General features: G+C 71.8%; 18 protein-coding genes and 1 pseudogene. 13 read left to right on the top strand and 6 right to left on the bottom strand.

Going from position 1 to position 25,572, the window contains the following annotated elements; all coding sequences use genetic code 11:
• Positions 1-62: 62 nt before the first annotated feature.
• The 3 genes from K1J60_RS16935 (at position 63) to groL (ending at position 3,332) form a co-directional block, all read left to right on the top strand.
• Positions 63-1,001, top strand: coding sequence for a polysaccharide deacetylase family protein (locus tag K1J60_RS16935; protein WP_259408280.1), 939 nt, complete (start codon positions 63-65; stop codon positions 999-1,001).
• A gap of 264 nt (positions 1,002-1,265) precedes the next feature.
• Complete coding sequence (gene groES, locus K1J60_RS16930; RefSeq protein WP_033527131.1) at positions 1,266-1,574, top strand: co-chaperone GroES; 309 nt, start codon at positions 1,266-1,268, stop codon at positions 1,572-1,574.
• A gap of 129 nt (positions 1,575-1,703) precedes the next feature.
• Positions 1,704-3,332, top strand: a complete 1,629-nt coding sequence (gene groL, locus K1J60_RS16925; RefSeq protein ID WP_220646953.1) for a chaperonin GroEL — start codon at positions 1,704-1,706, stop codon at positions 3,330-3,332.
• Here the strand turns inward: groL and K1J60_RS45870 are convergent.
• The 4 genes and pseudogenes from K1J60_RS45870 to K1J60_RS16910 all read right to left on the bottom strand — a co-directional run.
• Positions 3,314-3,448, bottom strand: a complete 135-nt coding sequence (locus K1J60_RS45870; RefSeq protein WP_259407760.1) for a hypothetical protein — start codon at positions 3,446-3,448, stop codon at positions 3,314-3,316. The two genes, groL and K1J60_RS45870, sit on opposite strands and share 19 nt — an antisense overlap.
• Positions 3,445-4,152, bottom strand: coding sequence for an ester cyclase (locus tag K1J60_RS16920; protein ID WP_220646952.1), 708 nt, complete (start codon positions 4,150-4,152; stop codon positions 3,445-3,447). The genes K1J60_RS45870 and K1J60_RS16920 overlap by 4 nt, the downstream gene beginning before the upstream one ends.
• 102 nt (positions 4,153-4,254) lie before the next feature.
• Positions 4,255-5,031, bottom strand: a complete 777-nt coding sequence (locus K1J60_RS16915) for an SDR family NAD(P)-dependent oxidoreductase (RefSeq protein WP_220646951.1) — start codon at positions 5,029-5,031, stop codon at positions 4,255-4,257.
• Between the two features lie 134 nt (positions 5,032-5,165).
• Positions 5,166-5,420 (bottom strand): annotated as a pseudogene (locus K1J60_RS16910) (MOSC domain-containing protein); the annotation flags it as partial.
• A gap of 468 nt (positions 5,421-5,888) precedes the next feature.
• Here K1J60_RS16910 and K1J60_RS16905 point away from each other — a divergent pair.
• A complete protein-coding gene (locus tag K1J60_RS16905) occupies positions 5,889-6,791 on the top strand; it encodes a LysR family transcriptional regulator (protein WP_220646950.1) in 903 nt (300 codons plus the stop codon).
• Between the two features lie 85 nt (positions 6,792-6,876).
• Here K1J60_RS16905 and K1J60_RS16900 read toward each other — a convergent pair whose 3' ends face one another.
• A complete protein-coding gene (locus K1J60_RS16900) occupies positions 6,877-7,206 on the bottom strand; it encodes a WhiB family transcriptional regulator (RefSeq protein ID WP_220646949.1) in 330 nt (109 codons plus the stop codon).
• A 392-nt stretch (positions 7,207-7,598) separates the two neighbouring features.
• On the opposite strand from K1J60_RS16900, the gene K1J60_RS16895 reads away from it, so the two are divergent.
• From K1J60_RS16895 to K1J60_RS16880, 4 genes are all read left to right on the top strand, one after another.
• Positions 7,599-8,210, top strand: a complete 612-nt coding sequence (locus tag K1J60_RS16895) for a response regulator transcription factor (RefSeq protein WP_003948568.1) — start codon at positions 7,599-7,601, stop codon at positions 8,208-8,210.
• 268 nt (positions 8,211-8,478) lie between these two features.
• Positions 8,479-9,054, top strand: coding sequence for a sigma-70 family RNA polymerase sigma factor (locus K1J60_RS16890; protein ID WP_005481141.1), 576 nt, complete (start codon positions 8,479-8,481; stop codon positions 9,052-9,054).
• Between the two features lie 190 nt (positions 9,055-9,244).
• On the top strand, positions 9,245-10,750 hold the full coding sequence (guaB, locus tag K1J60_RS16885) for an IMP dehydrogenase (protein ID WP_033527126.1): 1,506 nt from the start codon (positions 9,245-9,247) through the stop codon (positions 10,748-10,750).
• Between the two features lie 104 nt (positions 10,751-10,854).
• Entirely contained in the window at positions 10,855-11,979 is a 1,125-nt protein-coding gene (locus tag K1J60_RS16880) for a GuaB3 family IMP dehydrogenase-related protein (protein WP_033527125.1), read from the top strand.
• A 558-nt stretch (positions 11,980-12,537) separates the two neighbouring features.
• Here K1J60_RS16880 and K1J60_RS16875 read toward each other — a convergent pair.
• Positions 12,538-13,746 carry a nucleotide sugar dehydrogenase gene (locus tag K1J60_RS16875; protein ID WP_220646948.1) on the bottom strand — a complete coding sequence of 403 codons (1,209 nt, stop codon included), beginning with the start codon at positions 13,744-13,746 and terminating at the stop codon, positions 12,538-12,540.
• Between the two features lie 293 nt (positions 13,747-14,039).
• Between K1J60_RS16875 and K1J60_RS16870 the strand changes: the two genes are divergently transcribed.
• The 5 genes from K1J60_RS16870 to K1J60_RS16850 all read left to right on the top strand — a co-directional run bounded on the left by K1J60_RS16870 (position 14,040) and on the right by K1J60_RS16850 (position 25,527).
• Entirely contained in the window at positions 14,040-15,746 is a 1,707-nt protein-coding gene (locus K1J60_RS16870) for a glycerol-3-phosphate dehydrogenase/oxidase (RefSeq protein ID WP_220646947.1), read from the top strand.
• A gap of 314 nt (positions 15,747-16,060) precedes the next feature.
• The gene (locus K1J60_RS16865) at positions 16,061-18,244 is read left to right on the top strand and encodes a serine/threonine-protein kinase (RefSeq protein WP_220646946.1); all 2,184 of its coding nucleotides are present in this window, start codon (positions 16,061-16,063) and stop codon (positions 18,242-18,244) included.
• 419 nt (positions 18,245-18,663) lie between these two features.
• On the top strand, positions 18,664-21,411 hold the full coding sequence (locus K1J60_RS16860) for a protein kinase (protein WP_220646945.1): 2,748 nt from the start codon (positions 18,664-18,666) through the stop codon (positions 21,409-21,411).
• A 180-nt stretch (positions 21,412-21,591) separates the two neighbouring features.
• Positions 21,592-23,499, top strand: a complete 1,908-nt coding sequence (locus K1J60_RS16855; protein WP_220651512.1) for a serine/threonine-protein kinase — start codon at positions 21,592-21,594, stop codon at positions 23,497-23,499.
• Positions 23,500-23,670: 171 nt separating this feature from the next.
• Positions 23,671-25,527, top strand: coding sequence for a serine/threonine-protein kinase (locus tag K1J60_RS16850; protein WP_220646944.1), 1,857 nt, complete (start codon positions 23,671-23,673; stop codon positions 25,525-25,527).
• The last annotated feature ends 45 nt before the right edge of the window (positions 25,528-25,572 follow it).

Below are 25,572 nucleotides of genomic sequence, written 5' to 3'. Positions count from 1 at the left end.
CGCACCGGAGGGGGCGCCGGGGGACGCGCGTCCCACCGGCCCGCACGCCCGGCGCCCGCGCCCTGACCGTCCTCTCCGCCCTCACGGCCCTCGCCGCTCTGCTTCTCGCCGGATGCGCGGCCGACGCCACGGGCTCGGGGCCGGGGACCGAAGCGCCGGGGCGGGGCCGAGACCCGGCGCAGGCACCGGCCCCGACGGCCCCCGCGCCCGGCGCGGGCGGACCCGCGAACCACAGCCCCGCACCTCCCCACCCCCGCGCGCACAACCCCGCCCGCACGCACACCCATCCGCGCCCCCACCTCCACCCCCACGCATCACCACCCCCGCACCGCCGCTGGGGCCTCCCCGCCCCCCTCGCCCCCGCGCCCGAGCACCCCGACCGACGGCCCCTGCCCCGCGCTGCCGGGCCGGGCCCGCTGCCCGTCGTCGATCGCGTCCCCACCCGGGACAAGGTCGTCTTCCTCACGTACGACGACGGGGCCGAGAAGGACCCCCGGTTCGTCGACATGGTGCGTGAGCTGCGGCTGCCGGTGAGCATGTTCCTGACGGACAGTGTCGTGGGACCCGGATACGGCCACTTCGCACGGCTGCGGGCGGTCGGCGCGACCGTGCAGAACCACACGCTCGACCACACCGCCCTGCGCGGCCTGCCGTACGCCGGACAGCGCGCCGAGATCTGCGGCCAGCAGAACAAGCTCAAGCAGCGCTTCGGCGTCCGGCCGACCCTCTTCCGCCCGCCCTACGGCGTCTACGACAGCACCACGCTCCGCGCGGCCGCCGACTGCGGCCTCTCCGCGGTCGTCCTGTGGCGCGCGTCCATGCAGATCCACGACCTCCGCTACGCCGTCGGCCACCGCCTCCGCCCCGGCGACATCGTCCTCGCCGGCTTCCGGGGCCCGGACCAGCTGAAGGGCACCACCCTCACGGAGATGACGACCCGGCTGCTGCGCCGCGTCCAGGAGCAGGGCCTGACGGTCGGCCGCCTGGAGGACTACCTCTGAACGCCCCGCCACAACCGGATGGGCGACCCTCCCGCACCCCGCACCGGGACCCTCCCGCACCCCGCCCGACGACCCGCCGCAACCCGCTCGATTAGCAGTCCGCTTGACCGAGTGCTAATCGCGGTCATAGTCTCAGGTCTGGCACTCCCCCCGGGAGAGTGCCAACAACGCGACGGGCAGGTCCGGCACCCGCGACGACGGATCCACCTGGTCGCCACCTCAGACAGTTAACCCCGTGAGATCTCCGAAGGGGGAGGTCGGATCGTGACGACCACCAGCTCCAAGGTTGCCATCAAGCCGCTCGAGGACCGCATTGTGGTCCAGCCGCTCGACGCCGAGCAGACCACCGCCTCTGGCCTGGTCATCCCGGACACCGCGAAGGAGAAGCCCCAGGAGGGCGTCGTCCTCGCCGTGGGTCCGGGCCGCTTCGAGGACGGCCAGCGGCTGCCGCTCGACGTCTCCGTCGGCGACATCGTGCTGTACAGCAAGTACGGCGGCACCGAGGTGAAGTACAACGGCGAGGAGTACCTCGTCCTCTCGGCTCGCGACGTGCTCGCGATCGTCGAGAAGTAGTTCGCCCGCTTCCTCACCGAAGCACCTTGCTTTTGAGCTGCGCCCTTGGCCCCCGCGACCACTAATCAGCCGGGCGTCGGGGGCGCAGTTCGTTTCACCCACGTTTTCCGAGAGGGCTGAACCGCTCCCATGGCGAAGATCCTGAAGTTCGACGAGGACGCCCGTCGCGCCCTCGAGCGCGGCGTCAACAAGCTTGCCGACACGGTCAAGGTGACGATCGGCCCCAAGGGCCGCAACGTCGTCATCGACAAGAAGTTCGGCGCCCCCACCATCACCAACGACGGTGTGACCATCGCCCGCGAGGTCGAGGTCGAGGACCCGTACGAGAACCTCGGTGCCCAGCTGGTGAAGGAGGTGGCGACCAAGACCAACGACATCGCTGGTGACGGCACCACCACCGCCACCGTGCTCGCCCAGGCTCTGGTGCGCGAGGGCCTGAAGAACGTCGCCGCCGGTGCCTCCCCGGCCGCCCTGAAGAAGGGCATCGACGCCGCCGTCGCCGCGGTCTCCGAGGAGCTCCTCGCGACCGCCCGCCCGATCGACGAGAAGTCCGACATCGCCGCCGTCGCCGGTCTGTCCGCCCAGGACACGCAGGTCGGCGAGCTCATCGCCGAGGCGATGGACAAGGTCGGCAAGGACGGTGTCATCACCGTCGAGGAGTCCAACACCTTCGGTCTGGAGCTGGACTTCACCGAGGGCATGGCCTTCGACAAGGGCTACCTGTCGCCGTACTTCGTGACGGACCAGGAGCGTATGGAGGCCGTCCTCGACGACCCGTACATCCTCATCCACCAGGGCAAGATCGGTTCCATCGCCGACCTGCTGCCGCTGCTGGAGAAGGTCATCCAGGCCAACGCCTCCAAGCCGCTGCTGATCATCGCCGAGGACGTCGAGGGCGAGGCCCTGTCGACCCTGGTCGTCAACAAGATCCGCGGCACCTTCAACGCGGTCGCCGTCAAGGCCCCCGGCTTCGGCGACCGTCGCAAGGCGATGCTGCAGGACATGGCGACGCTGACCGGCGCCGAGGTCATCTCCGAGGAGGTCGGCCTCAAGCTCGACCAGGTCGGTCTCGACGTGCTCGGCTCCGCCCGCCGCGTCACCGTCACCAAGGACGACACCACGATCGTCGACGGCGCCGGTGACTCCGGTGCGGTCCAGGGCCGCGTCGCCCAGATCAAGGCCGAGATCGAGAACACGGACTCCGACTGGGACCGCGAGAAGCTCCAGGAGCGCCTCGCCAAGCTGGCCGGCGGCGTGTGCGTCATCAAGGTCGGCGCCGCCACCGAGGTGGAGCTGAAGGAGAAGAAGCACCGTCTGGAGGACGCCATCTCCGCGACCCGCGCCGCGGTCGAGGAGGGCATCGTCTCCGGTGGTGGCTCCGCGCTCGTCCACGCCGTGAAGGTCCTGGAGGGCAACCTCGGCAAGACCGGCGACGAGGCCACGGGTGTCGCGGTCGTCCGCAAGGCCGCCGTCGAGCCGCTGCGCTGGATCGCCGAGAACGCCGGCCTGGAGGGCTACGTCATCACCTCCAAGGTCGCCGAGCTCGACAAGGGCCAGGGCTTCAACGCCGCCACCGGCGAGTACGGCGACCTGGTCAAGCAGGGCGTCATCGACCCGGTCAAGGTCACCCGCTCCGCCCTGGAGAACGCCGCCTCCATCGCCTCCCTCCTCCTCACGACCGAGACCCTGGTCGTCGAGAAGAAGGAAGAGGAGCCGGCCGACGCGGGCCACGGCCACGGTCACGGCCACTCCCACTGACGTACGACGTCGGTGAAGCCGTAGGCGAGGCCCGGCACCCCGCGAGGGGTGCCGGGCCTTCCCGCGTCACCGCCCCGCGTCACCGCCTCCTTCGCCGGGCCGGTCCTCCAGGTCACTTCTCCAGGTCGTCGAGCGCGCCCAACTGACCCATCAGCCCGAGCCGGTCGTACTCCCACCAGCCCTCGGCGATCTTCCCGTCGGACGCGCACCGGTGAATGACCGTCCCCGTCATCCGGACCGTCCGTCCACTGGCCGGAATCCCGACGAAGTCCCCCTTGTGGGTCGCGTCCCAGGTCCACCGGGTGCACACCCGGTCACCCTGCGCGATCTGGTCCTCCACGGTGAACTCGAAGTCGAAGCCGCGCCGCCACTCCTCGCAGGTCCGCCTGAACGCGTCCATCCCGATGGCGTCGGGCTCCCCGGAGGGAACGTGGTCGTGGTAGTCCTCCACGAGCAGATCGTGGAGCGGCGGCAGTTCGCCCTTCGTGGCGATGGTCGCGAGGAACCGCCGCGCGGTGGCCGCGTACAACTGCTCGTCGCGCACCACGTCCAGATCGGTGAACGTGGGCATCTCGTCGCACAGCGCCACCATCTCCTGGAAGATCCGCTCCGTCTCCGGCAGCCCGGAGTTCCGCATCGCCTCCTCGTACGAGGGGAACTCCACGATCTCCACGAGGTGCGACCCGTCCGAGCGGTCCTTGCCGATCACGCTGTGCGTAGCGGTCCGCTTTCCCTTGGTCTGCTCCACCCAGGTGTCCATCAGCCGGTTCATCTCGTCGAACCGGCTGGTCCTGCAGTCGATGAGCTGCACGAATGTCATGACACACCGCCTCCCGACCCCCCTGGGTCCGGATGAACAGCTCCATTGTCGCGCCGGGACGCCGCCCTCTCACCCGCTGGAGCGTTCCCGGGGACCGAACCGCTACTGCTGCGGCCCGTACTTCCGTCCCGTCTTCGAGGTGATCCCGCCCAGCAGCCCGCGAGGCACCACCTTCACCACACCCATCAGGGCCTTGTAGCGGGGGTCCGGGATGGAGACGGACCTGCCGCGGGCGAGGTCGGCGAGGGCGGCGGTGACGAGCTTGTCGGCGTCGAGCCACATCCAGGAGGGGATGTTGTCGGTGCCCATGCCGGCCCGGTCGTGGAACTCGGTACGGACGAAGCCGGGGCAGAGGGCCATCAGCCGCACCCCGGTGCCGGCCAGATCGCGCGCGGCACCCTGGGTGAACTGCACGACCCACGCCTTCGACGCCCCGTACGTGCCGCGCGGCACGAAGGCCGCGACCGACGCCACGTTCACCACACCACCCCGGCCGCGCTCACGCATGGCCTCGGCGGCCGCCGAGGTGAGGCGCAGGACCGCCTCGCAGTGGACCTTGAGCATCCGCAGCTCGTCGGCCATGGCGACATCGAGGTAACGGCCCTTGTTGCCGAAGCCGGCGTTGTTGATCAGCAGGTCGACCGGGTTCTTCCGGTCCGCCAGCCGCCGCGCCACCGTCTCGATGCCGTCGTCCGTCGCGAGGTCCGCCGTCAGCACCTCCGCCTCGATGCCGTGCCGGTCGTGCAACTCGGTCGCCTGCTCCCGCAGCCGCTTGGTGTCACGCGCCACCAGCACCAGGTTGTGCCCGTCCGCCGCCAGGCGCCGCGCGAAGGCGGCACCGATCCCCGCGGTCGATCCCGTAATCAGAGCCGTTGTCATGGCGCAAGCGTAGTGACCTGGAGGGTGCGCGTCCGATTGCTCCACCGCACGTTCACCAGCCAGTTCGCCGGCACCCCGGTGAACACCCGCACCGGCGTGGCGGCTTCACCGGCCCCCTGCCCCCGACCGGCCCGTCACCCCTGCTTCGCCACGTACTTCCGCGCCACCTCCAACAGCTCCGTATGCAGTGCCTCACCCGCCGCCAACAGCCGTGGCAGCAGCTCGTGTTCGTTCATCGTGGCGCGGAAGGCGAGGGCCACGGTGATGTCGTGGTCCGGGCGGTGGACGATCTCGATCGGGTCGCCCGCGCTGATCTCGCCCGGCCGGATCACCCGCAGATACGCGCCGGGCGCGCCCTGGCGCGTGAAGCGCTTGACCTGCTGCCGTTCACGCCCGGGAGGAATCGAACTCCCCGTGGAGCAGGACCCGGAACGGGATTTCGCCTCCAAGGCGAACACCACCCTCGGACGCGGTAGCGTAACCCCCACGGGACTGCGAGCGAGAAGGCACGAACCACACGCCGGTGGGGACACGGTTTCCACGCGAGGACCAGCCCGAACAGACTTGAGACGCCCGGAGGCGGCTCGCGGCGACTCCCTCGTCCTTCGGGACGTGTGGCAGCGGGGCGCAGTCAATCGCCCCAGTGCGGCTTGCCGCACCGGACGCAGGGGACCACGTGGCAGCCAGTCACGCTCCACCTGCAATCAACGCCCTTCGGACCGAGTCGACAAACTCGGTCCTTCGAGGGTCGAGAAGTTGACTGACAGAAGCTTCATACAGGTACGAGTACGCGGCCGTAGTCAAAGCGTCGACGCGATATTCAGTACGCCGTCCAAGCCCCGCTTATGCTCGACGGCGTGATCGAGGCCCGCCATCTCCGTGTCCTGCGCGCCGTCGCCGCCACCGGTTCCTTCTCGGCGGCCGGACGTGAACTCGGCTGCACCCAGCCCGCCGTCAGCCAGCAGATGAAGGCGCTCGAATCCTCCGTGGGCACCCCGCTGCTGGTCCGTACCGGCCGCGAGATGCGGCTGACCCAGGCGGGCGAGGCGCTGGTACGGCACGCGGCCGGCATCCTCGCCGGGCTCACCGCGGCCGAGGAGGAGGTCGCCGCCATCGCCGGGCTGCGCGCCGGCCGGGTCCGCCTGGTCTCCTTCCCCAGCGGCAGCTCCACCCTCGTGCCCACCGCACTGGCGGCCCTGCGCGCGGCCCACCCCGGCACCCGGGTCTCCCTGGAGGAGGCCGAACCGCCGCGCTCGGTCGAGATGCTCCGCGACGGCGACTGCGACATCGCGCTCGCCTTCCGCTACGAGAGCGCGGCCGCAGCCGAGGAGGGGGAGTGGGACGACCTGGTCGTGCGCCCCCTGCTCACGGACCGGCTCGTCGGGCTCGTCCCGCAGGGGCACCGGCTGGCCCGAGCACGCTCCATCGGCATCGGGGAGCTCGCCGAGGAATCCTGGATCGCCGGCTGCCCGCGCTGCCGGGGGCAGCTGGTGCGGGTCTGCGAGAGCGCGGGGTTCACGCCCCGGATCGACTTCGCGACCGACGACTACCCGGCGGTGGTCGGTCTGGTGGGCGCGGGGCTGGGGGTCGCCGTACTGCCGGAGCTGGCCGTGGAGTCCGTACGTCCGAAGGGGGTGCGGACGGTGTCGGTCGAGCCGGTGGTGCACCGGGAGATCGTGGCGCTCACCCTGCCGGATCTGGCCCTGGTACCCACGGTCGCGGCGACGCTGGACCGGCTGGCCGGAGCGGCCGCGCGCTAGCGCCCGCACGGGTTCCGGCGTAGCGCCGGACCGTCCCGACGCACCTGCCGTACGACCGGCGCCGGGATCTTGCAAAAACGTTCCTTCAGGTGTTCGAACCTGCGTCGGATCCGGGCGCGGACGCCGTCACCAGCCGGTGGCGCGCCCTGCCCATGAGCTCCTCGCGCTCGTCCTCGGTCAGCCCGCCCCACACGCCGTACGGCTCGCGCACCGCGAGGGCGTGGGCCGCGCACTGCGCGCGTACCGGGCATCGCATGCAGACCTCTTTGGCCGAGTTCTCACGAGCGCTCCGTGCCGCACCGCGTTCTCCTTCGGGGTGGAAGAAGAGTGAGCTGTCGACCCCGCGGCACGCCGCGAGGAGCTGCCAGTCCCACAGATCAGCGTTCGGTCCGGGAAGGCGGGAGAAATCTGCCATTGCGTGTCCCCTTGTTGCCGTTCTGGGAGGAGATGTTGCCCATGACCGTACATCGACTATCTAAGGAGATGAAAATATGACTCATTGCGAATCTAGCCTCAGACACCAATAAATGGGAACAAAAACGTCTGAATGGGGCATAGGTTGTGATGAAACGTTGAGGGTCCCACGCGCATGTCTGCACCGTGTCCAGCCCCTCACGTAGAGTGCCGAAGGTGGCCAGCCATCCCGTAACTCTTTCGAGTGACCGTCGTTGAGACGGGCGGAGGCGGTTGAAGGAACAAGCGCTCGGGCAGGCGTTCGTGTCCGCTCGTGAGTGTCGACCGCACAGGTGACGATTTCGTACCAGCCTGGAGGCTCAAGGTGACGCGCATCAGCTGCGGAGGACGGTCATGACATCCGTCCTCGTCTGCGACGACTCCCCGCTTGCCCGAGAGGCGCTGCGCCGCGCGGTGGCGACCGTGCCCGGCGTCGAGCGCGTGACCACGGCGGCCAACGGCGAGGAAGTCCTCCGCCGCTGGGGGGCCGACCGCTCGGACCTGATTCTGATGGACGTACGCATGCCCGGTCTGGGCGGCGTCGAGACAGTGCGGCGGCTGCTGTCCGCCGACCCCGGGGCGCGCATCATCATGCTCACCGTCGCCGAGGACCTGGACGGCGTGGCCCTCGCGGTCGCCGCCGGAGCACGGGGCTATCTGCACAAGGACGCCTCCCGCGCGGAGCTGCGCGCCACGGTGACCCAGGCCCTCGCCGACCCGACCTGGCGGCTCGCCCCGCGTCGACTGCGCTCCGCCGAGATGGGCGCCGCGCCGACGCTGACGGCGCGCGAGATCCAGGTCCTGGAGGGCATGAGCCACGGCCGGTCCAACGCCGAGATCGGTCGCGAACTCTTCCTCTCCGAGGACACCGTCAAGACCCATGCCCGGCGCCTGTTCAAGAAGCTCGGCGCCTCGGACCGCGCGCACGCGGTGGCGCTCGGCTTCCGCTGGGGTCTGGTCCGCTGAGTGGACCGTGCCGGGGGCAGTCCCCCACGAGGGAGGAGCCCCGCCTGCCGCACGGCGGGCGGGGGCGACGAGACGATCCGCCGGGTGCCCGCTGCTCGTTTCGCCGCGGATGCCGCATCCTTGAGGTGTGGAGTTCCTAGGGGAGCAGTCGAACGAGCGGGAGGGGAGGGCGCAGGAGATGAGTTCCGGCGCGCCTGCTCATAACGCTTCGGTGCACAACCATGGACGTGGCGCCACGGACCGGGCGGCCGCAAGGCACCATGGACCGATGCGCGACGACGAGACGACAGTGATCGGTGCGCTCGTGCATCGCGCGGTCGACGGGGACGAGCAGGCCACGCACGATCTGCTCGCCCATGTCCACCCCTTGGCGCTGCGCTACTGCCGCACCCGTCTGTCCCGGCTGCCGGGCGACGCGCGGCACTTCGTGGAGGACCTGGCGCAGGAGGTGTGCGTCGCCGTCCTCCTCGCGCTGCCGCGCTACAAGGACACCGGAAGGCCGTTCGAGGCGTTCGTCTTCGCCATCGCCGGCCACAAGGTCGCCGACCTGCAGCGGGCCGCGATGCGCCACCCCGGGTCGACGGCCGTCCCCTCGGACGAGATGCCGGAGCGCCCCGACGACTCCCTCGGCCCCGAGGAGCGCGCCCTGCTCAGCAGCGACGCCGAGTGGGCCAAGAAGCTCCTGGCCAACCTCCCCGAGAACCAGCGGGAGCTGCTGCTGCTGAGGATCGCGGTGGGGCTCACGGCCGAGGAGACCGGACAGATGCTGGGGATGTCACCGGGCGCGGTCCGGGTGGCCCAGCACCGGGCGCTGAGCAGACTCCGGGCGCTGGCGGAGCAGTAGGAGCGGCCTCCGGTGAGCCGGTGGTACCGGCGTTCGGCGACGGTTCGAAGGCGCCCGCGATGAACGCGCGGAGCGCCTTTTCCGTACGAACATACGAAGCCCGGCAGGACTTCGTACCGTGGAATGTGTGCTCCGCACTTCCCGTTAGCATGGACATCCGCACCGATCAAGGCCATTTGGGGAAGGTGTCATGACTGCCAACGTCGACGGAGTGCCCGATAAATTCGCGACGCTCGGGCTGACCTACGACGACGTGCTGCTGCTGCCGGGCGCGTCGGACATGTCACCCGACGAGATCGACACCGCCTCGTACGTCTCCAAGAACGTCCGGGTGAACATCCCGCTGCTCTCGGCCGCGATGGACAAGGTCACCGAGTCCCGCATGGCCATCGCCATGGCCCGTCAGGGCGGCGTCGGCGTGCTGCACCGCAACCTCTCCATCGAGGACCAGGCCAACCAGGTCGACCTGGTGAAGCGCTCCGAGTCCGGCATGGTCGCCGACCCGATCACCGTGCACCCGGACGCCACGCTCGCCGAGGCCGACGCGCTCTGCGCCAAGTTCCGCATCAGCGGCGTCCCGGTGACGGACGGCAACAAGAAGCTGCTCGGCATCGTCACCAACCGCGACATGGCCTTCGAGACCGACCGCTCGCAGCGGGTCCGCGAGGTCATGACGCCGATGCCGCTGGTCACCGGCAAGGTCGGCATCTCCGGCGTCGAGGCCATGGAGCTGCTGCGCAAGCACAAGATCGAGAAGCTTCCGCTGGTCGACGACGCGGGCATCCTCAAGGGCCTCATCACGGTCAAGGACTTCGTCAAGGCCGAGAAGTACCCGCACGCGGCGAAGGACGGCGAGGGCCGCCTCCTCGTCGGCGCGGCCGTCGGTGTCGCCGGCGACGCCTTCGAGCGCGCCCAGGCCCTCATCGAGAACGGCGTCGACTTCATCGTCGTCGACACCGCCCACGGCCACTCCCGCCTGGTCGGCGACATGGTCGCCAAGATCAAGTCGAACTCGTCCGGCGTCGACGTCATCGGCGGCAACATCGCCACACGTGACGGCGCCCAGGCCCTCATCGACTCCGGCGTGGACGGCATCAAGGTCGGCGTAGGCCCCGGTTCCATCTGTACGACCCGCGTCGTCGCCGGCATCGGCGTCCCGCAGGTCACCGCCATCTACGAGGCCTCCCTCGCCGCCAAGGAGGCCGGTATCCCGGTCATCGGCGACGGTGGCCTGCAGTACTCCGGTGACATCGCCAAGGCCCTGGTCGCGGGCGCCGACACCGTGATGCTCGGCTCCCTGCTCGCGGGCTGCGCCGAGTCGCCGGGCGAGCTGCTGTTCATCAACGGCAAGCAGTTCAAGTCGTACCGCGGCATGGGCTCTCTCGGGGCCATGCAGTCCCGCGGCGACCGCAAGTCGTTCTCCAAGGACCGCTACTTCCAGGAGGGCGTCGCCTCCGACGAGCAGCTCGTCCCCGAGGGCATCGAGGGCCAGGTGCCCTACCGCGGCCCGCTCTCCTCGGTCGTCCACCAGCTGGTCGGCGGCCTGCGTCAGTCGATGTTCTACGTCGGCGGCCGTACCGTCCCGGACCTCCAGGCGAACGGCCGGTTCGTCCGGATCACCTCCGCGGGCCTCAAGGAGAGCCACCCGCACGACATCCAGATGACGGTCGAGGCGCCGAACTACAGCCGTAAGTAGACAGCGGACCTGGTGAGGGCGGCCTCGGAGCATCCGGGGCCGCCCTCGTCGTGCCCGTCGGCGATACTGGTAGACGCTGAACGCATCAGGGAAAGGCCACAGACGTGACTGAGATCGAGATCGGGCGCGGCAAGCGCGGCCGCCGGGCGTACGCCTTCGACGACATCGCCGTCGTCCCCAGCCGCCGTACGCGGGACCCGAAGGAGGTCTCGATCGCCTGGCAGATCGACGCCTACCGCTTCGAGCTGCCCTTCCTGGCCGCTCCCATGGACTCGGTCGTCTCCCCGGCCACCGCGATCCGCATCGGTGAGATGGGCGGCCTCGGCGTCCTCAACCTCGAAGGCCTCTGGACGCGGTACGAAGACCCGCAGCCGCTGCTCGACGAGATCACCGGCATGCCCGACGAGGCCGCTACCCGCCGCCTCCAGGAGATCTACGCCGCTCCCATCAAGGAGGAGCTGATCGGGCAGCGCATCAAGGAGGTACGCGACTCCGGTGTCGTGACCGCCGCCGCGCTCTCCCCGCAGCGCACCGCCCAGTTCTCCAAGGCCGTCGTGGACGCGGGCGTCGACATCTTCGTCATCCGTGGCACGACCGTGTCGGCGGAGCACGTCTCCGGCTCGCACGAGCCGCTGAACCTGAAGCAGTTCATCTACGAGCTGGACGTCCCCGTGATCGTCGGCGGCTGTGCCACCTACACGGCCGCCCTGCACCTGATGCGCACCGGCGCGGCCGGCGTCCTCGTCGGCTTCGGCGGCGGCGCGGCCCACACCACGCGCAACGTGCTCGGCATCCGGGTCCCGATGGCCACGGCGGTCGCCGACGTCGCCGCCGCCCGCCGCGACTACATGGACGAGTCCGGCGGCCGGTACGTGCACGTCATCGCGGACGGCGGTGTCGGCTGGTCCGGCGACATCCCGAAGGCGATCGCCTGTGGCGCGGACGCGGTCATGATGGGTTCGCCGCTGGCCCGCGCCACGGACGCGCCCGGCAAGGGCAACCACTGGGGCATGGAGGCGGTGAACGAGGAGCTGCCGCGCGGCAAGAAGGTCGACCTCGGGACCGTGGGCACGATCGAGGAGGTCCTCACCGGTCCCTCGCACACCCCCGACGGCTCCATGAACCTCTTCGGTGCGCTGCGACGGGCGATGGCCACGACCGGGTACAGCGAGCTGAAGGAGTTCCAGCGCGTCGAGGTGACGGTGGCGGACTCGCAGCACATGCGGTGACGTGATGCCGCGCTCGGCTTGAGCGGGGCTCTCGGGGCTCGGTCGCCTTCGGGTGACCGGGCCCTTTTGTGTGCCCAAGTGGGGTGGTGGGGGCTTGAGTTGTGGGGTGGGGGCGCGTGGGGGTGTTGGGGACGAATGTGGGCCGAATGGGCGTAGCCGGGCGATAGCGTTCGTGTCCGGCGCCCCAGTTCGGCTGGGAGCCCCCTTCCAAGGACCTGGTCCGGACCCCGCCTCGGGGCCCGGCCCGATTCCGACGGACCGTCCACCGGGCTGATGGGCGGTGTCGTGGAAGGGGGCGCCCATGGGACGTCACCGCAAGCCCACCCGCTGGGACCGAGTCCGTCTTCGGATGGTGCAGTGCCGGAGGAGGTGGATCTTGCGGATTTTCGGATGGTGAGCGGCCGCCCCCACACCGATTAGGGGCGGACACTCCGTGAACCATCCAGGAGCCTGTCGCAGAAGCCACTGCGGTGGGCTCCACCTGTTTCCGTACGGTACCGGGGCGGGGCGGTGTCTGCCACCAGCCCTGGAGGCCGGGGCTGTGTCGTGCGCCCCCTCTCACAACCTGTGCGCCGCCCCCGTGGGCGTGGCCCCCCGGGTGTCCAGCAGCAGTTGGGCCTTCACCGACAGGCCCTGGAGGTCGTAGGTGCGGTGCTGCTGGAGGAGGATCGTCAGGTCGGCGTCGGCGGTGGCCTCGTAGAGGGAGTCGGCTCGGGGGATGGGGCGGTCGAGGACGCTCCAGGTGGGGATGTGCGGGTCGTGGTAGCTGACGTGCGCGCCGAGTTCGATGAGGCGGCGGGCGATCTCGTCGGCGGGGGTGCCCTGTTGGTCGGGGACGTCGGGCTTGTAGGTGATGCCCAGGAGGAGGACGCGGGCGCCCCGGGCCGACTTGCCGTGCTCGTTGAGGAGGGTGGCGGCGCGCTGGACGACGTACTGGGGCATGCGGTTGTTGACGCGCTGGGCCAGTTCGACCATGCGGAGCGAGCGGGGGGCGTGGCCCGCGAGGTCCTGGGGGAGGGCGTGGCCGCCGACGCCGGGGCCGGGGCGGAAGGCCTGGAAGCCGAAGGGCTTCGTCTCGGCGCAGCGGATGACGTCCCACAGGTCGACGTTCAGGTCGTTGCAGAGGGCGGCCATCTCGTTGACCAGGGCGATGTTGACGTGGCGGTAGTTGGTCTCCAGGAGGTGGACCGTCTCCGCCTCGCGCAGGCCACGCGCGCGTACCACCTTGTCGGTGAGGCGGCCGTAGAAGGCGGCCGCGGATTCCGTGCAGGCGGAGGTGAGGCCGCCGATCACCTTGGGGGTGTTGGCGGGGCCGAAGTCGCGGTTGCCCGGGTCCACGCGCGCGGGGGAGTAGGCGAGGTGGAAGTCGCGGCCGGCCCGTAGGCCGGAGCCCTCTTCGAGGAGGGGGCGCAGGAGTTCCTCGGTGGTGCCCGGGGGGACCGGGGACTCCAGGATGACCGTGGTGTGCGGGCGCAGCCGGGCGGCCAGGGTGCGGGCGGCCTCCTCGACCTGGGTGAGGTCGAGCGAGCCGTCGGCGCCGAGGGGGGTGGGTGCGCAGATGACCGCCGTACGGACGCGGCCGAGTTCGGCGGGGCTGGTGGTGGGCTTGAAGCCGCGGGCCAGCATGCGGCGCAGTTCGCCGGGGGCGAGCGAGCCGGAGTCCGGGCCGGTGCGGTAACCGAGCGTGGCGATGCCGGCGGCGACGGCGGCCTGGGCCAGCGGCAGCCCCAACTGGCCGAGTCCGATCACGGCGAGATCTGCGGGCATGGCGAGGGCCGTCCTTCCCAATAACCGAAGCGGGACAGACGCGCAAGCCCGGTGGTCTGGATGAGCGAGCGCAATGTCACATTAGGCGGAAATATGACCGATATGCGGGATTGGGACGTTGTTTTTCTGTGCGCGTCCTGCGGAGTTATCCACAGGCTGGCGGCCGGTGGTGGCCGAAGTCGGGCAAGGCGGTCAGAATTTCGGGCAGGGGATGCGAGTGGGACGAAAGAGCTGGGTCTCGTCCGACGGGCATGCGGGGATGAGGCCGGCGCGACGGACAGCGGGAGGCAGCGGTGAGGACAGCGGCACTGGGACCGGCGCAGCGCGCCGAGTCACTGGCGGGTATGGCCGAGCGCGAGCTGGACGTGCTGGTCGTGGGTGGTGGCGTGGTCGGCGCGGGCACGGCGTTGGACGCCGTGACCCGCGGTCTGTCCACGGGCCTGGTCGAGGCGCGTGACTGGGCGTCGGGCACCTCCAGTCGGTCCAGCAAACTGATCCACGGTGGTCTGCGTTATCTGGAGATGCTCGACTTCGCCCTCGTCCGCGAGGCCCTGAAGGAGCGTGGGCTGCTGCTGGAACGCCTGGCCCCTCATCTGGTGAAGCCCGTGCCCTTCCTCTATCCCTTGCAGCACAAGGGTTGGGAGCGGTGGTACGCGGGCTCGGGCGTCGCGTTGTACGACGGGATGTCGATGGCGCGCGGGCACGGGCGGGGGCTGCCGGTCCATCGTCATCTGACCCGCCACCACGCCCTGCGCATCGCGCCCTGCTTGAGGAAGGACGCGCTCGTCGGGGCGCTGCAGTACTACGACGCCCAGATGGACGACGCCCGGTATGTGGCCACCATGGTGCGCACGGCCGCGTCGTACGGGGCGAAGGTCGCCAACCGCGCGCGGGTGACCGGTTTCCTGCGGGAGGGCGAGCGGGTCGTCGGGGCCAAGGTGCAGGACGTCGAGGGTGGCGGGGAGTACGAGATCCGCGCCCGGCAGGTCGTCAACGCGACCGGGGTGTGGACCGACGACACCCAGGCGATGGTGGGCGAGCGCGGGCAGTTCCACGTCCGGGCCTCCAAAGGCATCCATCTGGTCGTACCGAAGGACCGGATCCACTCCACGACCGGGCTGATCCTGCGGACCGAGAAGTCCGTGCTGTTCGTCATCCCCTGGGGGCGGCACTGGATCGTGGGCACGACGGACACCGACTGGGACCTCGACAAGGCGCACCCGGCCGCGTCCAGCGCGGACATCGACTATCTGCTGGAGCACGTGAACTCGGTCCTGGCGGTCCCGCTGACGCGGGACGACGTACAGGGGGTGTACGCAGGACTGCGGCCGTTGCTCGCGGGGGAGTCGGACGCCACCAGCAAGCTCTCGCGCGAGCACATCGTGGCGCACCCCGTGCCGGGGCTGGTGGTCGTGGCCGGCGGCAAGTACACGACGTACCGGGTCATGGCCAAGGACGCGGTGGACGCCGCCGTGCACGGGCTCGACCAGCGGGTCGCGGAGTGTGTCACCGAGGATGTGCCGCTGCTGGGCGCGGAGGGGTACCGGGCCCTGTGGAACGCGCGGGCGCGGATCGCGGCGAGCACCGGGCTGCATGTGGTGCGGGTGGAACATCTGCTGAACCGGTACGGGTCGGCGACCGAGGAACTGCTCGATCTGATCGCCTCCGATCCGTCGCTGGGGGAGCCGTTGCACGCGGCCGACGACTATCTGCGGGCCGAGGTGGTGTACGCGGCCTCGCACGAGGGGGCGCGGCATCTCGACGACGTGCTCACTCGGCGGACGCGGATCTCGATCGAGACGTTCGACCGGGGGACGCGCAGTGCGCGGGAGGCGGCGGAGCTGATGGCTCCGGTGCTCGGGTGGGACAAGGACCAGATCGAGCGGGAGGTCCAGCACTATGAGAAGAGGGTGGAGGCGGAGCGGGAGTCGCAGCGGCAGCCGGACGACCTGACGGCGGATGCCGCGCGGTTGGGGGCGCCGGACATCGTGCCGCTGTAGTTCGGGCCGCCCCCGCCGTCCTTGACCGTCCCTCCCGAGGGCGCTGCTCCTCCGCGGCGCCCGGCCGTTCCCGGGGGCCGCGGGCCCCGATCGCCCTGCCGCTCTTCGGGCTCGTCCTGAGCGCCGGACGGGGCTGAGGGGGCGGGCCTGCTTCTGGGGGTCCCTCAGAAATCGGGCACCGGCTGTGAAGTGTGGGTGGGCGCGGTGAGGGGCTTGGAGACCGGGTGGCTGGTTGAGGGGGGCCCAGGGCGTGGGGCGGTTGGCGGGTGGGTGACAATGGAGGCTCTGTCAGGGCGGGTTGTATGAGGGGACGCATGTCGGAGGCGGAGCGGGCTGGGGAATCCCGTCAGGACAAGGACGCACGTCTCCTCGCCGGGCGGTACCGGCTGGGAGGGGTGCTCGGTCGCGGCGGCATGGGCACGGTGTGGCGTGCCATGGACGAGACGTTGGGCCGTACGGTCGCCGTCAAGGAGCTGAGGTTCCCGTCGAGCATCGACGAGGACGAGAAACGGCGGCTGATCACGCGCACGTTGCGCGAGGCCAAGGCGATCGCGCGGATCCGCAACAACGCCGCGGTGACGGTGTTCGACGTCGTCCACGAGGACGACCGGCCGTGGATCGTGATGGAGCTCGTCGAGGGCAAGTCGCTCGCCGAGGTCATCCGTGAGGACGGCGTCCTCGAACCGAGGCGGGCCGCCGAGGTGGGGCTCGCCATCCTCGACGTGCTGCGCGCCGCGCACCGCGAGGGCATCCTGCACCGGGACGTGAAGCCGTCGAACGTGCTCATCGACAAGCACGACGGGCGGGTCGTCCTCACCGACTTCGGTATCGCACAGGTCGAGGGTGACCCCTCCATCACCTCGACCGGCATGCTCGTGGGCGCTCCCTCGTACATCTCGCCGGAGCGGGCGCGCGGGCACAAGCCCGGGCCCGCCGCCGACCTGTGGTCGCTCGGCGGTCTGCTCTACGCGGCGGTCGAGGGGGTGCCGCCCTACGACAAGGGTTCGGCCATAGCGACGCTGACCGCGGTGATGACCGAACCCGTGCCGCAGCCGAAGCGCGCCGGGGCCCTGAAGGACGTCATCTTCGGTCTGCTCACCAAGGACCCCGAGCGGCGCCTCGACGACGCCGGCGCACGGGCCATGCTCAACAGGGTGATCCACGCGCCCGATCCGAAGGACGTCGAGCCGGCGGACGCGACGCGGGTCGTGCCGTTGCCGCCGGTGCCTGAGGAGCGTTCGAAGAAGGGCGGTTCCGGTGGCGGTGGGGCCGGGTCCGGGGCCAAGAACGGCGGTGGCGAGCGGGCTCGCGCGCCACGGTGGTCCATGCGGAAGGGGCCGGCCGGGGCCGCGGCCGGGGCGGCTGCCGGTACCGGCGCCGGTACCGCGCGGGGTGCGTCCGGGGCTTCGGGCGGTGCCGCAGGCGCGGTTTCCGGTGGGGCCGGTGCGAAGTCCGCGGCCTCGACTCCGGCGGCCGTGACGACGCGGTCCGCTTCGGTCGGGGTGTCGTCCGGTGCCGACAGCGCCAAGGCTTCCGGCGGGGGCGCCGCGCAGGCGGCGGGCAAGCCGGCCTCCGGGGTGCCCGGACCGCGTGCCGCGGGTGCCGGTCAGGGCGCGGGCCCGGGGAACTCCGTTTCGGCGGGGCGGACTTCGGGGTGGCCCGAGATGGTGCCGCCGGATCTGCCGCCGCGGCCGGTCCCCAGGGCGCCGATCACGGACGTGGTCTCACGGCGGACGCTGGCCGTCATCGCGGTGGCCGTCGTCCTGGCCGTCCTCGGGACCGTCCTGGCGCTCACCCTCGGTGGTGACGACGGCAGTTCGACCGGCAGCAAGGGGGCCGACACCAAGGCGGCCGCGTCCAGCGGGACGGCGTCGGGGAGCGACGCCGACAGCAAGGACGCGGACAAGAACACGGACGAGGGCGCCGACGAGAACAAGGGGTCCGACCCCAGCCCGGACGGGGAGACGACGGAGGAGGCCGCCGGTTCGAGCGGCGCCGGGGGTTCGCCGAGTCCTTCGGGCGGGTCGAAGGGGTCGGTGAACGGCGACGACTCCGGCTCGGGGGACATCGCGACCGAGACGTACAAGAGCGCGCAGGGGTTCTCGATCGGGCTGCCCGACGGATGGAAGTACCAGTCCACGGACGCCGCGGGAGCCCGGTTCTCCGGCCCCGACGGCCAGCGGCTGCTCGTCGGGTGGACGACCACGCCGAAGAGCGACCCGGTCGCGGACTGGAAGAACCAGGAACGCTTCATGACGCGTTCGCAGTACAAGCGGATCCGAATAGAGGCGGTGGACTACCGGGGCTGGAACGCGGCCGACTGGGAGTTCACCTACGTGGAGAGCGGCACGAAGAACCGGTCGATCGACCGCGGGTTCGTCGTCGACTCGCGGCAGGGATACGCGCTGATGTACACCGCGAAGGCCGCGAAGTGGAGCGGTGCGCTGCGCAAGGACACATGGCGGACGTTCACGAAGACGTTCGAGCCGAAGTCGTGAGGTGCCGGGCGCTGCGCTCTCGGCACCGCCCGCCCCGGTCGCGGCTCCGCCCGTGACGGTGTGCGCAGGGGCGCGTGCGGCGGGGTGTTGTGCGCCGGTGCGTTAGGGGCAGTGGCTCTGTGCGGGCCCGTGCCTCGGTTCGGAGTGCCGTACGGGGGCGTGCGGGTGCGTGGGCGGGGGCGAGTCGCTTCCCTGTGAGCTCGGCTGCGGGAGTTGTGCCCGCCGGGTGAGTTCGGGGGCGGGTGTTCCGGGGAAGATCGGATGCGTTCGAGCGCATTCGAGACGAACGAGATATCGCATCGAGTCAATGAGAGTTGCCTCCGGCACGTATCGTGAAGGGCTGCGGACGTACGCATCCAGAACGGAACGGGTCGCTGGGCGAGCGGAATTGACCAACCGGGCGGCCGGGGGAGGGCATTGTGGACGAATACGCGGGGCGAGTGCTCGCCGACCGCTATCGCCTGCCGCTGCCGCCCTCCGACGAGTACGAACCCGCCGCCGAGATACGGGCCTTCGACACCTACAGCGGTCAGGAAGTCCTGGTACGGCAGGTGCCGCTGCCCGAGGTGGTCGAGGCGGAGGTGCTCGACTCGGACGGTCTGCCCGAGGGGTACGTCGCGCGGGACGCCGGGGCGCGCCGCGGTGCGGCCCGGACCACGCGCGGGTCCGCCGACCCCGCCGTACGGCGGGCCATCGAAGCGGCACAGGCCGCCGCGCAGATCCCCGACCACCCCCGGCTCGACCAGGTCTTCGACGTGTTCGCCGAAGGCGGCTCGTTGTGGATAGTGAGCGAACTGGTGTCCGCCCGGACGCTGGAGGCGCTGCTCGCCGAGCAGCCGCTGACGCCGTACCGCGCGGCGGAGGTCGCCTCCGACGTGCTCACCGCGCTGCGCGCGCTGCACGCGCACGGCTGGGTGCACCGGAACATCACCGCCCGCACGGTGCTGGTCTGCGACGACGGCCGGGTGATGTTGACCGGGCTGGCCGCCGGGGCGGCGGAAGAGGCGCTGTGCGGGTACGACCCGGTGCCCGCGCGGGAGTTCGAGGACAGGCCGCCCGCGGCACCCGGCGGTGGCGCGACGGCGTCTGCCGCGGGGCCGGGCGGAGGCCAGGGCGCACGGCAGGTCCCGGTGCCGCCCGCCGGGATGCGGGACGCTCGGCGTGACCAGGCGCCGCTCGGCGGTGTGCCCGGCGCCCGCGGCGGTGCGCTGCCCGGAGGCGGCGGTACGTTCGGCGGGGCCCGCGGTGGTGGGCCCGGTGGCGCGGTCGAGGATCCCGAGGCCGCTCGGCGGGCCGCGATAGAGGCGCGGGCAGGGAGTGCGGCTCCGGGGGCCGATCCCTCCGGGGGACAGCGCGCGCTGGAGGCCGGCGGGGACGCTCGCGCGGCGCGAGCGGGTGCCATCGCGGCGTACCGGGCGGGTGCGCGGGCCGCGGCCCGCGTGCAGGACGACCAACACGGAGGGCCGGGCACGGGGTTGCCCGCCCAGCGGCCGGCGCCGCAGGACGCGACGCCGGGGACAGGACGGGACAGCGGCCCGACATCCGGTGCGGCGACGCGCCCGGTGCCGCTCCACCAGATCGCCGACCCCTACGGTGTCCTCGCGAACGGCGGCGCCACGAGCGCCTGGCACGGAGCCCTGCCGCGCGGGGGAACGGCCACCCCCGGCGCGAGCGACGACAGTACGACCGACAGTGGCGCCCTCGGTGTCCACGGTGCCCCCGGCGCCCGTGGCGGCGGAGGGCCCGGCGACGCGTCGTACGGCGGCCGGACGCGCGGCGGCGCGTACGCCGACGCCGCGCCCGACGCCTCCGTCCCCGCCGGTGTGACGGACGCCGTCCCCTGGGACGGCGCGGGCGCAGGGGCCGCTCCTCGGAGGGGGCCCGCCACCGCGCTCGCGGCCGAGCGCGCCCGGCAGGCACGGATGGCCGTGGTGGGGCCGGTCACGGAGCGATGGGCGCCGGAGCAGGCCGGACCGGTGCACGAGAACTGGCAGTTGGCCGCGCCGATCGGACCGGCAACGGATCTCTGGGCGCTCGGAGCGCTGCTGTTCAGGGCGGTGCAGGGGCATGCGCCGTACCCGGAGGAGAACACCGCCGAGCTGGTGCAGATGGTGTGCGCGGAGCCGCCCGCGTTCGCCGAGGAGTGCGGGCCGCTGCGGCCGGTCGTGGAGTCGCTGCTGCGTCAGGATCCCACCGAGCGGCTGGACTTCGAGGAACTGCGCGGCTGGCTGCGCTCCCTGGTGCGGTCCGCGCCCGAACCCGAGGCCGGGACGCACGTCGTGCCCGCGCCACCCGTCGACGCGAGCCGGCTGCCGATCGTACGGCGGCGGGGCGAACTCGTCCGCAGGCGACGGGCCGGGCTGCCCGCGACCAGCGCGCACGCCCGCCACAAGCGCACCCGGCAGGACAGGCGGCCCCAGCCCCGCAAGCTGGGCCGGAACCTGCTCCTGCTGATCCTGCTCGCGCTGGCCGCCGCCATCACGTACGCCATGGTGTTCATGCCGAAGGCCGCACCGAGCAGTGAGGGCGGTGACACCGGCAGCCGTACGGACAGTGTCGGGCAGCCGAGTCCGGCGCCGGAGGCGAGCGGCGACTCCCGGCCCGGCCAGAACTCGAACTCGCCCGACGGTGGCGAGGAGGACCAGAGCGGCGCGAGCCCCTCGCCGTCGGGGTCGTCCGGGTCCACGCAGACGCAGACCGGCGATCCCGAGGTGGCCCAGGGTTTCACCCTGCGCAAGGACCCCGAGGGGTTCCAGGTCGCCGTCGCCACCGGCTGGGACCGCAGCGGCAGGAACGGGCGCGGTCAGATCGTCTACTCCCAGGGCGGCTTCGAGCTGATCCTCGTCCCCGGGCGGGACAGCACGGCGACGTACGGCAGCGATCCGCTGAAGTACCAGCGGGAGGACGAGCGCGAGTTGCAGCCCTTCCGCGACTCGTCCTGGGCCACCTCCACGGGCATGCGGCTGATCGAGGTGGGCGGGGTGACCTCGGCCGAGGGGCAGTTCACCTGGCAGGACTCCGAGGGGCGCGGCGTCTTCGTACGGAACCTGGTGATCCTCCTCGACGGGCGGTACCACGTGGTGCAGGTGCGCGGGCCGGAGGCGGAGCGGGACGAGGTCACCCGGCTGTACGAGCAGGCGGCGGCCACGTACAAGGCGACCGGCTGAGCCGCAGGTCGGGCGGCGGTGGTTCGGTGGCTGTTCGGCCCGGCGGCGGAAGGTTGTGCTCCGGTCGCGGAAGCGAGAACCGTCACAGTGCGGTCTCTGTGCGGCCAGCCCGGTTCCCCGGGCTGTGGGCCGCTCCCTACTGTGACCCTGTCAAGAACATTGCGGGGCAACGTGAATCAGATGCAGGGCCAGCTCCTCGCGGAGCGCTACCGACTGGTCGACACGATCGGCAGCGGTGGCATGGGACGGGTCTGGCGTGCGCACGATGAGGTGCTGCACCGGGCGGTCGCGGTCAAGGAGTTGACGGCCGCGCTCTACGTCTCGGAGAACGAGCAGGCCATCCTGTTGCGGCGGACCCGGGCCGAGGCGCGCGCGGCCGCGCGGATCAACCACTCGGCCGTCGTCACCGTGCACGACGTGCTGGAGCACGACAACCGCCCGTGGATCGTCATGGAGTTGGTCGAGGGCGTCTCGCTGGCCGACGCCGTGCGGGACCGGGGGCGGCTGGAGGCGCGCGAGACGGCGCGGATCGGCGTGTGGGTGCTGCGCGCGCTGCGGGCCGCCCACCGGGCCGGTGTCCTGCACCGTGACGTGAAGCCGGGGAACGTGCTGCTCGCCGAGGACGGCCGGGTCATGCTGACCGACTTCGGTATCGCGCAGGTCGAGGGCGACACGACCATCACTCGCACCGGCGAGATCGTCGGTTCCGTCGACTACATCGCCCCCGAGCGGGTGCGCGGGCAAGAGCCCGGGCCCGCCTCCGACCTGTGGTCCCTGGGCGCCACCCTGTACACGGCGGTGGCGGGCAAGTCGCCGTTCCGGCGCACCACTCCGCTCACCACCATGCAGGCCGTGGTGAGCGAGGAGGCCGCGGAACCGGCGGACGCCGGGGCGTTGGGGCCCGTCATCGCCGCGCTGCTGTGCAAGGACCCCGCCGTACGGCCCGGCTCCGACGAGGCCGAGCAGATGCTTGCCGAGGCGGCGGAGGGGCGGCGGCCCCGGGAGGCACAGGCGTATCTGGCGACTCGGGAGCAGTTGGGGAGCGCGGGGGCCGGGTCGGCTGGCTCGGGTGGCTCGGACGGTGCCGGCGGAACGAATGGTGCGGGTGGGGTAGGCGCACACGGCGGCACATACGGCACACCCGGTGAGCAGGGCGCGCAGGACGTGCGCGGTGGACAAGGAGCTCAGGGAGTTCAGGGAATTCAGCAAGTTCACGGAGGCGCGGGCGTCGGCGTGGCGGGGGCACGGCCCTACGGCGTAGAGGTCGCGTCGGGTGCCTACGGGAGCGGGGCGCAGGGGGCGGAGTACTCCACCGGTGCCGTTGTCGGCTGGGGCGACGGGTCCGGTGGCTTCGGTGGTTCGGGGACGCCGGGCGCTCCGGGGGCCGGGGCCTATCCGCCGGGCTCCGCTGTGCCGCCCGCCGCGTCCACGGGCAAGCGGCGCCGACAAGGCCGTACGGTCGCGCTCGTGCTGGCGCTGGCCGTGCTGGTCGGTGGTGGTGGGGCCGTCGCGGCGCACTACGCGGACGGGTGGTGGGCGGGGAGCGGCTCCTCCTCGGCCGGGACGGACGGGACTGACGGGTCGGGCGGGTCGGGCGGGTCGCAGGACGGGGACCGGTCGGCCGACGGGGTGCCCGAGGGGTGGGAGCGGGTCGAGGACCCGGAGGGTTTCAGCCTCGCGTTGCCCAAGGGGTGGAAGCGGCAGGTGGAGGGCTCGCAGATCGACTACACGCCCGACGGCGGTGAGCACTTCCTCCGGGTCGCCGTGGACGACTCGCCGGACTTCGACAGCCCGTACCACCACCAGCTCGACCTGGAGGAGCAGGTGCGGACGCGCTCCCGGTACCAGCGGGTGAGCCTGGAGGAGAACATCTACCGCGACCGGCCCGGCGCGCTGTGGGACTTCACCTGGACCGCGTCGGCCAAGGGCACGGAGTTCCCGGGGCCGCGCCGGGCGATCGAGCAGATGTACCTCTCCCGGGACGGTGTCGAGTACACGATCTACATGTCCGCACCGGCGGCGGACTGGGAGACGGCCGAGGAGCGGTTCTACGCGGTGCTGCGCAGCTGGAGGCCGGCGGAGCGGTGAGCCCCGCCGGTGACGCCCGCCGGCACATCCGAGGTGGGCCTCCCCGCGCGGCGCCCGCACGGCGCTCGAAAGGCGCTCGCAAGGCGCTCGTGAGACGTGTGTGCGGTGCTTGTCGGCCAGCCGGTCGCACGGCACCGGAGGGTTCGGGTCCGGTGCGGCATGATGAGGCGTATGGGGACCGAGGGGGAGAACGTCCGCGTCATAGCCGGGCGGTACCGGCTGGAGGCCAGGATCGGCCGCGGCGGTATGGGGATCGTGTGGCGGGCCACCGACCAGCTCCTCGGCCGGCAGGTGGCGGTCAAGGAACTCGCCCTGGACGACTCGCTCCCGGAGGAGCGTTCCCGGCAACGGCGCGAGCGCACCCTGCGGGAGGCACGGGCGGTCGCCCGGCTCGGCCACCCCCACATCATCGTCGTGCACGACGTCGTCGAGCAGGACGAACGACCGTACATCGTCATGGAGTTGATCGACGGCGACTCGCTCGCGGAGCGGATCGAGGAACGGGGGCCCGTCGACGCGCGGGAGGCCGCGCGGATCGGGATCGATCTGCTGGGCGCGCTGCGGCGGGCGCACGACGCCGGGGTCCTGCACCGCGACCTCAAGCCGGCGAACGTCCTGGTGGAGAACGGCACCGACCGGGTCGTCCTCACCGACTTCGGCATCGCCCAGGTCGCCGGTGCGACCACGCTCACCGAGAGCGGGTCCTTCGTCGGGTCGCCCGAGTACACCGCCCCGGAGCGGATGTCCGGGGTCCGTACCGGGCCGGAGTCCGACCTGTGGTCGCTGGGCGCGCTGCTGTGCGCCGTGCTCAGTGGGGAATCGCCGTTCCGGCGTGACTCGTTGGGCGGGATCCTGCACGCGGTCGTCGTCGACGAGATTCGGCCGCCCGCGCAGGCCGCGCCGCTGCTTCCCGTCGTACGGGGGCTGCTGGAGCGTGATCCGGACCGGCGGCTCGACGCGGAGGAGGCCGAGCGGCTGCTGCGGGCGTTCCGGGAGACCGGCCGGACGCCGCGGACGACGAAGAACCCGAGGACGTCGCACGGTTACACCCCGACCCGGCGGGACGTGCCGCGTCCGGGACGGGACGCGCGGCGCGCGGCCGCCGCCGGGGCCACCGGTGCCGCCGCCGAGGACGCGCCGGAGGCCGGGGGCGGACAGTCACCGTCGGACGCGGGCGGAGCCGGGGTCGCGGCGTTGCGGGAGCAGCCCGAGCAGCGGCGCCCGCCGCACTCCACCCGGAGCGTGCTGGTCGCGGCCGCGCTGGTGGCGGCGATGGCCGGGGCCGGGGTCTCGGCGGCGGCCCTGCTGATGCGGGAGGGGGGCGGTGAGGGCGGCACCCCGGGCACGTCGGGACCGCGGACGCCGGGTGCGTCGAGCACGGCGGGCGAGTCGGGTCAGTCGGGATCGCCGGGCGAGTCGGGACGGTCCGGCACGCCGAGCACCTCGCACACGTCGGGTGAGTCGAGCACCTCGGGCTCGGGCGAGACCGATGGGTCGGGTGGGACCGGCGGGGCCGGTGGCGCCTCCGGTACGTCGGGGAACGCCACGCCCACCGTGACGCGCTCACGGGCGGCCACCGCGCCGACCGTGCCCTCGGGATACCGGCTGGCCGACGACGAGCGGGGCTTCAGCCTCGCCGTGCCCGACGACTTCACACGGCGGCCGCAGGGGGAGCGGGTCTTCTACATGTCGCCGGGGCAGGTGATCCGGATCGGAGTCAAGGTCGGAGAGCCGGAGGAGGGCGGGCCGGCCGGGGTGATGCGGCGCGCCCACGCGAAGGGGCCCTCCACGAACCCCGGTTACCGCGACGGCAGGGTCACCGAGACCACGCACGACGGGCGGACGGCCGCGCTCTGGGAGTTCACCTGGGACGGTTTCAGCGCGGCGGAGGGACCCCGGCACACGTACGACCTCTGCTGGGAGCGGGACGGGCGGCTGTACGACGTGTGGGTGTCGGCGCCGGTCGGAAGGGTGAGCGAGGCGAAGGAGTACTTCGACGTGGCGGTCGACACGTTCGTTCGTCACTAAAGCGGAGATAAGTGGTGTTCCGCGTCACGGGTCTGTGACCGGAAT

The organism is Streptomyces akebiae, from assembly GCF_019599145.1.
Taxonomy (GTDB): Bacteria; Actinomycetota; Actinomycetes; order Streptomycetales; family Streptomycetaceae; genus Streptomyces; species Streptomyces akebiae.
This window is presented reverse-complemented; position numbering and strand designations above follow the sequence as displayed.